The organism is Pseudomonas syringae pv. cilantro (assembly GCF_001293775.1).
GTDB lineage: Bacteria > Pseudomonadota > Gammaproteobacteria > Pseudomonadales > Pseudomonadaceae > Aquipseudomonas > Aquipseudomonas syringae_P.
This window is the reverse complement of sequence record NZ_LGLN01000024.1, coordinates 63,260-75,820: the sequence shown is the minus strand read 5'-3', so window position 1 is coordinate 75,820 and position 12,561 is coordinate 63,260. Positions and strand designations below refer to the sequence as shown.

The following is a 12,561-nucleotide window of genomic DNA, read 5'->3' as shown; positions in this document are numbered from 1 at the left end:
AATGATCTCTATTCTGCGCCGTGGTCTGCTGGTATTGCTGGCCACTCTGCCCATGCTGGCGAATGCCGCGGCGACCCCCTCGGCTCATGATCTGGTGGAACGCACCACCAAGGAATTGCTGAGTGATCTGGCGACCAACCGTGAGCAATACAAGTCCAATCCGAGCGCGTTCTACGATGCGCTGAACCGTATTGTCGGTCCGGTTGTGGACGCGGATGGCATTTCCAAAAGCATCATGACCGTCAAGTATTCCCGCAAGGCGACGCCTGAACAGGTCAAGCGCTTCGAAGAAAACTTCAAGCGCAGCCTGATGCAGTTCTACGGCAACGCTTTGCTCGAATTCAACAACCAGGGCATCACCGTGGCACCGGCCAAGGACGAAGGTGACGATCGCACCAGCGTCGATATGCAGGTCAAGGGCTCCAACGGCGCTGTCTATCCGGTTTCCTACACGCTGGTAAAGCTGGATGGCGAGTGGAAGGTACGTAACGTTGTCATCAACGGTATCAACATCGGCAAGCTGTTCCGTGATCAATTCGCGGATGCCATGCAGCGTAACGGCAATAACCTGGACACCACGATCAATAACTGGGCTGGCGAGGTCGCCAAGACCAAATCGACCGTAGACGCTGCGCAGAAGCCTGCGCAATGACCGAGTCCGCCGTCCGTCTCGCCGGGCCTGGCGAGCTCAAACTGATCGGCGTGCTGGACTTTCGCAGCGGGCCGCAACTGCGCAAGCAGGGTGCGGCACTGATCAAGTCTGGCGATCTGACCGAGTTGACGCTGGACTGTTCGGAGGTCGAGAAGTCCAGCAGCGTGGGCCTTGCGCTGGTGCTGGCGTTCATGCGCGACGCCCGGGATGCCGGCAAGTCGCTCACTGTGCGCTCGCTGCCCCATGACATGCGTGAAATAGCCCGTGTTTCCGGTTTGACCGAGCTATTGAACATTCATTGACAGGCGTTATCCTGAAAGCCCGTTTGTACGGACCCACTCGTTGGGCTTCGCATAACATGGGCTTTTTTGTATGATGGCCGACCCGCGCGCGTACAGCGCCGATCGAGGTTGAGCATGCAGGCTGTAGAAGTGAAGAGCTTCCTTGAAGGAAAGCTGCCGGAAATCAAGGTGGAAGTCGAAGGCGAAGGCTGCAACTTTCAGCTGAACATTATCAGTGACGAGCTGGCCAGCCTGAGCGCCGTCAAGCGTCAGCAACAGATTTACACCCATCTGAACCCCTGGATTGCCGATGGCAGCATCCACGCGGTGACCATGAAATTTTTCAGCCGCGCTGCGTGGGCCGAGCGTACCTGAGCCAATTGGTGTCGAGACTCTAATGGACAAATTGATTATTACCGGCGGCGTTCGTCTTGATGGCGAAATTCGCATTTCCGGGGCAAAGAACTCTGCTCTGCCGATCCTTGCTGCGACCTTGCTGGCTGATGGCCCGGTCACCGTTCAGAACCTGCCGCACCTGCACGACATCACCACCATGATCGAGCTGTTCGGTCGCATGGGTATCGAGCCGGTGATCGACGAGAAACTCAGCGTCGAGATCGATGCGCGTACCATCAAGACACTGATCGCACCGTACGAACTGGTGAAAACCATGCGTGCGTCGATTCTGGTCCTGGGGCCCATGGTTGCCCGCTTCGGTGAGGCCGAAGTGGCGCTGCCGGGTGGTTGTGCCATTGGTTCGCGTCCGGTTGACCTGCACATCCGTGGTCTCGAAGCCATGGGTGCGATCATCGACGTCGAAGGTGGTTACATCAAAGCCAAGGCGCCTGAGGGTGGTTTGCGTGGTGCGAATTTCTTCTTCGACACCGTCAGTGTGACCGGCACTGAAAACATCATGATGGCGGCCAGTCTGGCCAACGGTCGCAGCGTGCTGCAAAACGCCGCGCGTGAGCCTGAGGTGGTCGACCTGGCCAACTTCCTGATTGCCATGGGTGCGAAAATCCACGGCGCAGGCACTGACACCATCACCATTGATGGCGTCAAGCGCCTGGGTCCGGCTACGTACAAGGTCATGCCTGACCGCATCGAGACCGGCACCTATCTGGTGGCGGCAGCCGTTACTGGCGGTCGCGTCAGGGTCAAGGACACCGATCCGACCATTCTCGAAGCCGTGCTGCTCAAGCTTCAGGAAGCCGGTGCCGAAGTCACCACCGGTGAAGACTGGATCGAGCTGAACATGCACGGCAAGCGTCCCAAGGCTGTCAACGTGCGGACCGCGCCATACCCGGCGTTCCCGACCGACATGCAGGCGCAGTTCATCTCGCTCAACGCCATTGCCGAAGGCACCGGTGCGGTCATCGAGACCATCTTCGAAAACCGCTTCATGCACGTGTACGAAATGCACCGCATGGGCGCTCAGATTCAGGTCGAAGGCAATACTGCAATCGTTACCGGGACTGAGGTGCTCAAGGGCGCGCCAGTCATGGCGACCGACCTGCGTGCGTCGGCCAGTCTGGTGATCTCTGCGCTGGTCGCTCAGGGCGACACGCTGATCGATCGCATCTACCACATAGACCGTGGCTACGAGTGCATTGAAGAGAAGCTGCAAATGCTGGGCGCCAAGATCCGCCGCGTTCCGGGCTAGTAGCGCGTGGCTCCGATGCCGCTGGCGTCGGGGCTACCTGTTCTGTCGCAGGTGTGATTTCTGATTCGTTCCACCTCGGGCCTGCCAGGCCGGAGGGTTGTCAGGCGCTGTTTGCGCCGTGACAAAAGTTTCCTGATAAGGACTGACGTTTCCCATGTTGACCATCGCACTGTCCAAGGGCCGTATCCTTGATGACACCCTGCCGCTTCTCGCCGAAGCAGGCATTGTGCCGACCGAGAATCCGGACAAGAGCCGCAAGCTCATCATCCCCACGACCCAGCCTGACGTGCGTCTGCTGATCGTGCGCGCTACCGACGTGCCGACCTACGTCGAGCATGGTGCGGCCGACCTCGGTGTCGCGGGCAAGGATGTGTTGATGGAATACACCGGCCAGGGTCTGTACGAGCCGCTGGATTTGCAGATTGCCAAGTGCAAGCTCATGACTGCCGGTGCAATCGGCGCCGTCGAGCCCAAGGGTCGTCTGCGCGTCGCTACCAAGTTCGTCAATGTTGCCAAGCGTTACTACGCCGAGCAGGGTCGTCAGGTCGACATCATCAAGCTCTACGGCTCCATGGAGCTGGCTCCGCTGATCGGGTTGGCGGACAAGATCATCGACGTGGTCGACACCGGCAACACCTTGCGTGCCAACGGTCTCGAGCCTCAGGAGCTGATCGCACACATCAGCTCGCGTCTGGTGGTGAACAAGGCTTCCATGAAGATGCAGCATGCACGCATCCAGGCGCTGATCGACACCCTGCGCAAAGCAGTGGAGTCGCGACACCGCGGCTGACCCTTTCACGCAACGTTGAGTTGCGTCCAGCTATCCGTGTCATAGCCAAATTTCTCAGGTGCCTGCGCGGATAGCTTGGTAGCTTTAGGCTCCTGAGCATTCGCCAATTATTGAGGCCCCGCTATGACCACGCCCACTGCAATTCGCCGACTCGACGCTGCTGACCCGGATTTCGCACGACATCTGGATCATCTGCTGAGCTGGGAAAGTGTGTCTGACGACTCGGTCAACCAGCGTGTGCTCGACATCATCAAGGCTGTGCGTGAGCGTGGCGATGCAGCGCTGGTCGAGTTCACTCAGAAGTTCGACGGCCTGCAGGTTGCCTCGATGGCCGACCTGATCCTGCCTCGCGAGCGTCTGGAGCTGGCGTTGACGCGTATTACCCCGGTCCAGCGTGAAGCGCTGGAAAAAGCCGCCGAGCGGGTGCGCAGCTACCACGAGAAGCAGAAGCAGGATTCCTGGAGCTACACCGAAGCAGATGGCACGGTGCTGGGCCAGAAAGTCACGCCGCTGGACCGTGCAGGCCTGTATGTGCCGGGCGGTAAAGCCTCCTACCCGTCGTCAGTATTGATGAACGCCATCCCGGCGAAAGTTGCCGGCGTGACGGAAGTGGTCATGGTCGTGCCGACGCCGCGTGGCGAAATCAACGAGTTGGTATTGGCTGCCGCGTGCATTGCCGGCGTTGACCGGGTGTTCACCATCGGCGGCGCGCAAGCGGTTGCGGCCTTGGCTTACGGCACGGAAAGCGTGCCCAGGGTCGACAAGGTCGTAGGCCCCGGCAACATCTATGTCGCTACGGCCAAGCGCCATGTATTCGGTCAGGTGGGTATCGACATGATTGCCGGCCCTTCCGAGATTCTGGTGGTGTGCGACGGGCAGACCGATCCGGACTGGATCGCCATGGACCTGTTTTCTCAGGCTGAGCACGACGAAGACGCCCAGGCCATTCTGGTCAGCCCGGATGCCGAATTTCTCGACAAGGTCGCTGCCAGCATCACCCGCTTGCTGCCGACCATGGAGCGAGCGGCGATTGTCGAAACCTCGATCAACAGCCGTGGCGCGCTGATCAAGGTAGCGGACATGGCCCAGGCGATCGAAGTGGCCAACCGTATTGCGCCCGAGCATCTCGAGTTGTCGGTTGCCGATCCTGAAGCGTGGCTGCCGCAGATTCGTCACGCGGGCGCGATCTTCATGGGGCGTCATACCTCGGAAGCACTGGGCGACTACTGTGCCGGTCCTAACCATGTTTTGCCGACTTCAGGCACGGCGCGCTTCTCTTCGCCGTTGGGCGTTTACGATTTCCAGAAGCGTTCGTCGATCATTTATTGCTCGCCGCAGGGCGCCTCCGAGCTGGGCAAGACCGCTTCAGTGCTGGCTCGTGGCGAATCGTTGAGTGGTCACGCCCGTAGCGCCGAATACCGCATCACTGATCTCGACTGGAAAGCTGGCAACCTTGAGGACGGCAAATAATGAGCAAATTCTGGAGCCCTTTCGTCAGCGGTCTGGTGCCATACGTGCCGGGCGAACAGCCGAAGCTGACCAAGCTGGTCAAGCTCAATACCAACGAGAACCCTTACGGTCCATCGCCCAAGGCTGTCGAGGCCATGCGTGCCGCGCTGAGCGACGATCTGCGTTTGTACCCCGATCCCAACAGTGATCTGCTCAAGCACGCGGTGGCCGGTTATTACGGTGTGCAGCCCAATCAGGTGTTTCTCGGCAACGGCTCCGATGAAGTGCTGGCGCACATCTTCCACGCCTTGTTTCAGCACGACGCGCCGCTGCTGTTCCCGGATATCAGCTACAGCTTTTATCCGGTGTATTGCGGCCTGTATGGCATCGATTACGCAACAGTCCCGCTGGACGAACAATTCCAGATTCGCGCCGAAGATTACGCCAGGCCGAATGCCGGGATTATCTTTCCCAACCCGAATGCGCCGACTGGCTGCTTGCTGGGGCTGGAAGCGGTCGAGCAGATCATCAAGGCCAGCCCGGATTCGGTGGTCGTGGTTGACGAGGCCTACATCGATTTCGGCGGCGAAACCGCGATCACGCTGGTGGATCGTTACCCGAACCTGCTGGTCACCCAGACGTTGTCCAAGTCACGCTCACTGGCCGGATTGCGGGTCGGGCTGGCGGTCGGGCATCCGGACCTGATCGAGGCGCTGGAGCGGGTCAAGAACAGCTTCAATTCCTATCCGCTGGATCGCATGGCTAATGTCGGTGGTGCTGCAGCGTTTGAAGATCGCGAGCACTTCGAGTCGACGCGCAACAAGGTCATCGAAAGTCGCGAGGCGCTGATCGAGCAATTGCAGGGCAAAGGCTTTGAAGTGCTGCCCTCGGCCGCCAACTTCATCTTCGTCCGCCACCCGCAACACGACGCCGCCGCCCTGGCTGCGAAGCTGCGTGAGCAGGGCGTCATCGTGCGCCACTTCACGCAACAACGCATCGCTCAGTTCCTGCGCATCAGCATTGGCACGCCGGAACAGCACCAGGCGTTGCTGGAAGGGTTGAGCGACATCTGAAAAGCGGATCAGTCAGCCCGAAAACGGGCTGGCTCTGCGCTGCCACTCAAGATCGGACGCAGAGCGTTCAGAGCGGCATGCACGCGGAGCATGGGCACGATGGTGTTTTAAGACCCCACATCGTTCCGCGCGCTCCAGCGTGGGAATACTTTTCGCGACGCTCCGCGTCACAGATCTGCGCTGTACCGCACTTTCAGGTACTGGCCCATCACTCCGGCGCAGCCACTGGCGTAGGCGCAGGTGGTGGACGCAGGCCCACTTCTGCGCTGAGGCGCATTTCCTTGCCGTTGCGCATCACGTCGATAGCGATCTTGTCCTTGGGTTTGGTGCGCGCGACCTGATTCATCGAGCGGCGGCCGTCACCGGCGGGTTCGCCGTTGATGCTCAGAATCACATCACCCAGCTGCAGTCCGGCTTTCTGCGCCGGTCCATCGCGGAAAATACCAGCCACCACGATGCCCGGACGATCTTTCAGGCCGAAAGACTGAGCCAGTTCCGGGGTCAACGGTTGCACTTCGATGCCCAGCCAGCCACGAATCACCTGACCGTGCTCGATAATCGACTTCATGACGTCCATTGCCAGTTTGGTCGGAATGGCAAAGCCGATCCCTTGAGAACCGCCTGACTTGGAGAAGATCGCGGTGTTGATGCCGATCAGGTTGCCGCTGGCATCCACCAGCGCGCCGCCGGAGTTGCCGGGGTTGATGGCCGCGTCGGTCTGGATGAAGTCTTCGTAGGTGTTGAGCCCCAGCTGATTGCGCCCGGTCGCACTGATGATGCCCATCGTTACGGTCTGGCCGACCCCGAACGGGTTGCCGATGGCCAGCGCAACGTCGCCGATGCGAATGCTGTCAGAGCGCGCAATGGTGATCGCCGGCAGGTTTTTCAGGTCGATCTTCAACACGGCCAGGTCCGTTTCCGGGTCGTTGCCGATGACCCTGGCGATGGTTTCGCGGCCATCTTTGAGTGCCACAACGATCTGGTCGGCACCGGTGGTGACGTGATTATTGGTCAGAATGTAGCCTTCAGGGCTCATCATCACGCCGGAGCCCAGGCTGGATTCCATGCGTTTCTGCTTGGGCGTGTTGTCGCCAAAGAAGCGTCGAAACTGTGGGTCTTCAAAGAGCGGATTGTTGCCCTTGTTGACCATCTTGGTGGTGTAGAGGTTGACCACCGCAGGCGCAGCAGCGATGACTGCGTCGGCATACGAAGTCGGGCCTTGAATCACAGTGGTCGTTTGCGGTGCCTGCTGCAGATTGACATCCAGACTCGGCAGACCGACCCACTGCGGGTAGCGCTGAATGATCAGCAGGGCGATAAGCACACCAGCCAGCAGTGGCCAGCCGAAAAAGCGCAGTGCCTTGAGCATTGAACAAGTCCTGATGGTTGCGGGCGCAGAAAGTTTTGCCACGGGTGCGCCATAATGGCGGGCATTATACGAGCACAACGCAGCTCTGAACTGCATATTTAGGAGTCTTTTATGGCTGTTGCCCTGAGCACCCTGGTTGAAGAAGCCGACCGTTACCTGAACAGTGCGCGGATTCAGGATTACTGCCCCAATGGCTTGCAGGTCGAAGGGCGTCCGCAGGTCACGCGCATTGTCAGCGGCGTGACGGCCAGCCAGGCGCTGCTGGACGCTGCCGTCGATGCTCAGGCCGATCTGATCCTGGTCCATCATGGCTACTTCTGGAAGGGCGAAAATCCCTGTGTGGTGGGCATGAAGCAGCGCCGTCTGAAAACCTTGCTCAAGCATGACATCAGCCTGCTGGCCTATCATCTGCCACTGGATGTGCATCCTGAGGTTGGCAATAACGTGCAACTGGCTCGTCAGCTCGACATCACCATCGAAGGGCCGCTGGACCCGGAGAGTTCGCGCGTCGTCGGGTTGATAGGGTCGCTGTCCGAAGCCATGACCCCGCGTGATTTTGCTCGCCGTGTTCAGGATGCGCTGGGGCGTGAGCCGCTGTTGATCGAAGGCAGCCAGATGATTCGGCGCGTCGGCTGGTGCACCGGAGGCGGCCAGGGTTACATCGATCAGGCCGTGCTGGAAGGCGTCGATCTGTTCCTTAGCGGCGAAGCGTCAGAGCAAACATTCCACAGTGCCCGAGAAAACGACATCAGCTTCATCGCTGCCGGTCATCATGCTACCGAGCGCTATGGTGTTTAGGCGCTGGGTGATTATCTGGCACGGCGTTTTGCGCTGGAGCACATCTTCATCGATTGCCCGAACCCGATCTGAGGGATCAAACAGCGTGGTATATGCATAGATCGTTTCGATCTAGATGCATCGCTGATTAGCGATATCACGCATGTTAAAGTCACCGGCTCGAAAACGGCCCGCAGGCCGCCCCGGGTTTCCCCCGGTCCATAACGAACGTGAGTAGCCATGGTTGACAAACTGACGCATCTGAAACAGCTGGAGGCGGAAAGCATCCACATCATCCGTGAGGTCGCCGCCGAGTTCGATAACCCCGTGATGCTGTACTCGATCGGCAAGGATTCGGCCGTGATGCTGCATTTGGCGCGCATGGCATTCTTTCCCGGAAAACTGCCATTCCCGGTCATGCATGTCGATACTCGCTGGAAATTCCAGGAGATGTATCGCTTTCGCGACCAGATGGTCAAGGACCTGGGGCTGGACCTGATTACCCACATCAATCCTGATGGTGTGGCGCAGAATATCAATCCGTTCACTCACGGCAGCGCCAAACACACCGACATCATGAAGACCGAGGGCCTGAAACAGGCCTTGGACAAGCATGGTTTCGATGCTGCGTTCGGCGGCGCCCGACGCGACGAAGAGAAGTCCCGGGCCAAGGAACGCGTGTATTCCTTCCGTGACAGCAAGCACCGCTGGGACCCGAAGAACCAGCGTCCCGAGCTGTGGAATGTGTATAACGGCAACGTCAACAAGGGCGAGTCGATCCGCGTGTTCCCGCTGTCCAACTGGACCGAACTGGACATCTGGCAATACATCTACCTGGAAGGCATCCCGATCGTACCGTTGTATTTCGCCGCAGAACGCGACGTGATCGAGAAGAACGGCACGCTGATCATGATCGACGACGACCGCATCCTCGAACATCTCACCGATGAAGAGAAGTCGCGCATCGTCAAGAAAAAGGTCCGCTTCCGCACCCTCGGCTGCTATCCGCTGACCGGCGCGGTGGAGTCTGACGCGACCAGCCTGACCGACATCATTCAGGAAATGCTGCTGACGCGAACTTCCGAACGCCAGGGCCGGGTCATCGACCACGACGGTGCCGGCTCGATGGAAGAAAAGAAACGTCAGGGTTATTTCTAAGGGGTGTCACATGTCGCATCAATCTGATTTGATCAGCGAGGACATCCTCGCCTATCTGGGCCAGCACGAACGCAAGGAAATGCTGCGCTTTCTCACCTGTGGCAACGTCGACGACGGCAAGAGCACGCTGATCGGGCGTTTGCTGCATGATTCGAAGATGATCTACGAAGATCACCTCGAGGCTATTACCCGTGACTCGAAGAAGTCCGGCACCACCGGCGATGACGTCGATCTGGCGTTGCTGGTAGACGGCCTGCAGGCCGAGCGCGAGCAGGGCATCACGATCGATGTCGCCTATCGCTATTTCTCCACGGCCAAGCGCAAGTTCATCATCGCGGATACGCCAGGCCACGAGCAGTACACCCGCAATATGGCCACTGGCGCGTCGACCTGTGACCTGGCGATCATTCTGGTGGATGCGCGTTATGGCGTGCAGACCCAGACCCGTCGTCACAGCTACATCGCCTCGCTGCTGGGTATCAAGCACATCGTTGTCGCCATCAACAAGATGGACCTCAACGGTTTTGATGAAAGCGTGTTCGAGTCGATCAAGGCCGATTACCTCAAGTTTGCCGAAGGCATTGCCTTCAAGCCGACCACGATGGCGTTTGTGCCCATGTCGGCGCTCAAAGGCGACAACGTGGTGAACAAAAGCGAGCGTTCGCCCTGGTACACCGGTCAGTCGCTGATGGAGATTCTTGAAACCGTCGAAATCGCCAATGACCGCAATTACACGGACCTGCGATTCCCGGTGCAGTACGTCAACCGTCCGAACCTCAACTTCCGTGGTTTCGCCGGTACGCTCGCCAGCGGCATCGTGCACAAGGGCGATGAAGTCGTCGTGTTGCCTTCGGGCAAGAGCAGTCGCGTGAAATCCATCGTCACTTTCGAGGGCGAGCTGGAACAGGCCGGCCCGGGTCAAGCGGTGACGCTGACCATGGAAGACGAGATCGACATTTCCCGTGGCGATCTGCTGGTGCATGCCGACAGTGTCCCGCAGGTCAGCGATGCGTTCGATGCCATGCTGGTGTGGATGGCAGAAGAGCCGATGCTGCCGGGCAAGAAATACGACATCAAGCGCGCCACCAGCTATGTACCGGGCTCGATCGCCAGCATCACCCACCGCGTGGATGTGAACACGCTGGAAGAAGGTCCTGCCAGCTCGCTGCAGTTGAACGAGATCGGTCGCGTCAAAGTCAGCCTGGATGCGCCTATCGCGTTGGATGGCTACAGCAGTAACCGCACTACTGGCGCGTTTATCGTTATTGATCGCCTGACCAATGGCACCGTTGCGGCGGGCATGATCATCGCCAGGCCGGTGTCGGGCGGTGGCTCGCAGCATCATGGCGAACTGGCTCACGTTTCTACCGAGGAGCGTGCACAGCGTTTCGGTCAGCAGCCTGCGACCGTGCTGTTCAGCGGCCTGTCCGGCGCGGGCAAGAGCACGCTGGCGTATGCGGTCGAGCGCAAGTTGTTCGACATGGGCCGCGCGGTCTTTGTGCTGGACGGCCAGAACCTGCGTCATGACCTGAACAAGGGCTTGCCGCAGGACCGTGCCGGGCGTACCGAGAACTGGAGCCGTGCTGCGCACGTGGCGCGTCAGTTCAACGAAGCGGGCCTGTTGACCCTGGCGGCATTCGTTGCACCTGACGCTGAAGGCCGTGAACGCGCCAAGGCGCTGATCGGCAAGGATCGTCTGGTGACTATTTATGTTCAGGCGTCTCCAGCAGTCTGCCGCGAACGCGACCCGCAAGGCCTGTATGCCGCCGATGGCGACAACATTCCGGGCGAGTCCTTCCCGTATGACGTGCCACTGAATGCCGATCTGGTGATCGACACGCAGACACTCAGCGTGGAAGAAAGCGTCAAACAGGTGCTGGATCTGCTGCGTAGTCGCGGCGCGATCTGATACAAACGCTAAGTCCGCTCCGTAGGAGCGGACCGGTCGACGCTTCGCTTCTACGCCCTGCGGGCAGAAGCCATTCTTCAGGTGTTTCAGGGCTTGTGTATAACCCTCAGCTTCACCGTTTTACTTCCACAAAAAAAGCCCGCCGCAGAAGCTCTCTGTGGCGGGCTTTTTCGTAGCGGCAAACCTTACTTTTTCAAACCGTAATGCTCATCCAGCATGCCTGGTGAGTTAGGCGACTTGGGGGCGTAGTCCTTGGGTGTTTCGGTATCACGCGGCGGCGTCAGGCGGTCGCGATGATCGCGATGCGCATGGCTGGCCTCCGGGTGCAGGGCGGCCAGCAGGCGTTGGCGAGTCAGCTCATCGAGGGCCAGACGGTTGGCGCCCTCGGCGAGGTGTTCCTGAACGTCCTGATAGCTCTGCGAAAGCTTTTGTACCAGATTGGCCGTGCTGTTGAAGTGAGTGACCACCTCGTTCTGATAGGTGTCGAAACGCTCCTGAATGTCATCCAGCTGGCGCTGAGTGCTGTTCGGAACGGTGTTGGGCAGCAGACGTGCGACCAGGAAACCAATGACGACACCGGCCACCAGGGCGAGCGTCGGCAGCAACCAGACTAAGAGCGAGTGTTCCACGAGTCCTTCCTCTATAAACGGCTTTGCTTTACGTTAACGGCTCGAACCTGCGCTGTATACCCGCGACGTGTCGTTGATATGCAAGCCGCAGACAATCAGCTAGACGAGTCGACCCATTTCGAGGTCACGGAGTTCTGTTTTGCTCATGCGTGAAACCCCATTATTTATCGATGGCCCAGAAGGCCAGCTCGAAGCGCTGTATCAGAATGTGCCCGACGCCAGAGGCGTTGCGCTGATCTGTCATCCTAACCCGATCCAGGGCGGAACGATGCTCAATAAAGTCGTCTCGACGCTGCAGCGTACCGCACGGGACCAGGGTTTGATCACCTTGCGCTTCAATTATCGCGGCGTCGGTGCCAGTGCCGGCACGTCGGTCGCCGGGCCGGGCGAGATCGACGATGCTCAAGCCGCCGCGCAATGGCTCAGGGCGCAACACCCCGATCTGCCCATGACCCTGTTTGGCTTTTCCTTTGGCGGCTATGTTGCCGCAAACCTGGGTGGAAGGCTCGAAGCGCAGGGCGAAAAACTGACGCATCTGTTTCTGATTGCTGCAGCGGCCTCGCGGCTCGAGGATCACAGCGTGCTGCCACAAAACTGTCCGCTGACGATTATTCAGCCCGAGAACGACGAAGTGATCGATCCTGAAACGGTGTATGCATGGTCGGCCGCGCTGCAACGCCCCCATGAGCTGCTGAAAGTGGCAGAATGCGGACACTTTTTTCACGGCAAGCTGACCGATCTGAAAGATCTGCTGCTGCCGCGACTTCCCAACTGATTGCAGCCCGTATTGCATCCTTTAGATAAGCGACCT

At 59.2% G+C, this 12,561-nt stretch carries 12 protein-coding genes and 1 pseudogene; 11 read left to right on the top strand and 2 right to left on the bottom strand.

The window, feature by feature from the left end; translation table 11 throughout:
• Window position 1 precedes the first annotated feature (1 nt).
• The 7 genes from ABJ99_RS04545 to hisC all read left to right on the top strand — a co-directional run bounded on the left by ABJ99_RS04545 (window position 2) and on the right by hisC (window position 5,908).
• The gene (locus tag ABJ99_RS04545; protein WP_054084789.1) at window positions 2-652 is read left to right on the top strand and encodes an MlaC/ttg2D family ABC transporter substrate-binding protein; all 651 of its coding nucleotides are present in this window, start codon (window positions 2-4) and stop codon (window positions 650-652) included.
• The gene (locus ABJ99_RS04540) at window positions 649-954 is read left to right on the top strand and encodes an STAS domain-containing protein (RefSeq protein ID WP_007248981.1); all 306 of its coding nucleotides are present in this window, start codon (window positions 649-651) and stop codon (window positions 952-954) included. The genes ABJ99_RS04545 and ABJ99_RS04540 overlap by 4 nt, the downstream gene beginning before the upstream one ends.
• Window positions 955-1,068: 114 nt before the next feature.
• The gene (locus ABJ99_RS04535) at window positions 1,069-1,308 is read left to right on the top strand and encodes a BolA family protein (RefSeq protein ID WP_054084788.1); all 240 of its coding nucleotides are present in this window, start codon (window positions 1,069-1,071) and stop codon (window positions 1,306-1,308) included.
• Between the two features lie 22 nt (window positions 1,309-1,330).
• Complete coding sequence (murA, locus tag ABJ99_RS04530; protein WP_054084787.1) at window positions 1,331-2,596, top strand: UDP-N-acetylglucosamine 1-carboxyvinyltransferase; 1,266 nt, start codon at window positions 1,331-1,333, stop codon at window positions 2,594-2,596.
• 154 nt (window positions 2,597-2,750) lie between these two features.
• Window positions 2,751-3,386 (top strand): ATP phosphoribosyltransferase, encoded by a 636-nt coding sequence (gene hisG, locus ABJ99_RS04525; RefSeq protein WP_054084786.1) that lies wholly within the window; start codon window positions 2,751-2,753, stop codon window positions 3,384-3,386.
• Window positions 3,387-3,509: 123 nt separating this feature from the next.
• The gene (gene hisD / locus ABJ99_RS04520; protein WP_054084785.1) at window positions 3,510-4,856 is read left to right on the top strand and encodes a histidinol dehydrogenase; all 1,347 of its coding nucleotides are present in this window, start codon (window positions 3,510-3,512) and stop codon (window positions 4,854-4,856) included.
• Entirely contained in the window at window positions 4,856-5,908 is a 1,053-nt protein-coding gene (gene hisC, locus ABJ99_RS04515; RefSeq protein ID WP_054084784.1) for a histidinol-phosphate transaminase, read from the top strand. Before hisD ends, hisC begins: the two co-directional genes overlap by 1 nt.
• 208 nt (window positions 5,909-6,116) lie before the next feature.
• On the opposite strand, the gene algW is transcribed toward hisC, so the two are convergent.
• Window positions 6,117-7,277 carry a Do family serine endopeptidase AlgW gene (gene algW, locus ABJ99_RS04510; protein ID WP_054084783.1) on the bottom strand — a complete coding sequence of 387 codons (1,161 nt, stop codon included), beginning with the start codon at window positions 7,275-7,277 and terminating at the stop codon, window positions 6,117-6,119.
• Between the two features lie 111 nt (window positions 7,278-7,388).
• Here algW and ABJ99_RS04505 point away from each other — a divergent pair.
• From ABJ99_RS04505 to cysN, 3 genes and pseudogenes are all read left to right on the top strand, one after another.
• A pseudogene (locus ABJ99_RS04505) lies at window positions 7,389-8,147 on the top strand (Nif3-like dinuclear metal center hexameric protein).
• A 147-nt stretch (window positions 8,148-8,294) separates the two neighbouring features.
• Entirely contained in the window at window positions 8,295-9,212 is a 918-nt protein-coding gene (gene cysD / locus ABJ99_RS04500) for a sulfate adenylyltransferase subunit CysD (RefSeq protein WP_054084782.1), read from the top strand.
• Window positions 9,213-9,222: 10 nt separating this feature from the next.
• Window positions 9,223-11,121: a sulfate adenylyltransferase subunit CysN gene (gene cysN, locus ABJ99_RS04495; protein ID WP_054084781.1), complete on the top strand. Its 1,899-nt coding sequence runs from the start codon at window positions 9,223-9,225 to the stop codon at window positions 11,119-11,121.
• A 185-nt stretch (window positions 11,122-11,306) separates the two neighbouring features.
• Here the strand turns inward: cysN and ABJ99_RS04490 are convergent, their stop codons facing one another.
• Window positions 11,307-11,750 (bottom strand): Z-ring associated ZapG family protein, encoded by a 444-nt coding sequence (locus ABJ99_RS04490; RefSeq protein ID WP_054084780.1) that lies wholly within the window; start codon window positions 11,748-11,750, stop codon window positions 11,307-11,309.
• 145 nt (window positions 11,751-11,895) lie between these two features.
• On the opposite strand from ABJ99_RS04490, the gene ABJ99_RS04485 reads away from it, so the two are divergent.
• Window positions 11,896-12,525 carry an alpha/beta hydrolase gene (locus tag ABJ99_RS04485; RefSeq protein ID WP_054084779.1) on the top strand — a complete coding sequence of 210 codons (630 nt, stop codon included), beginning with the start codon at window positions 11,896-11,898 and terminating at the stop codon, window positions 12,523-12,525.
• Window positions 12,526-12,561 lie beyond the last annotated feature (36 nt).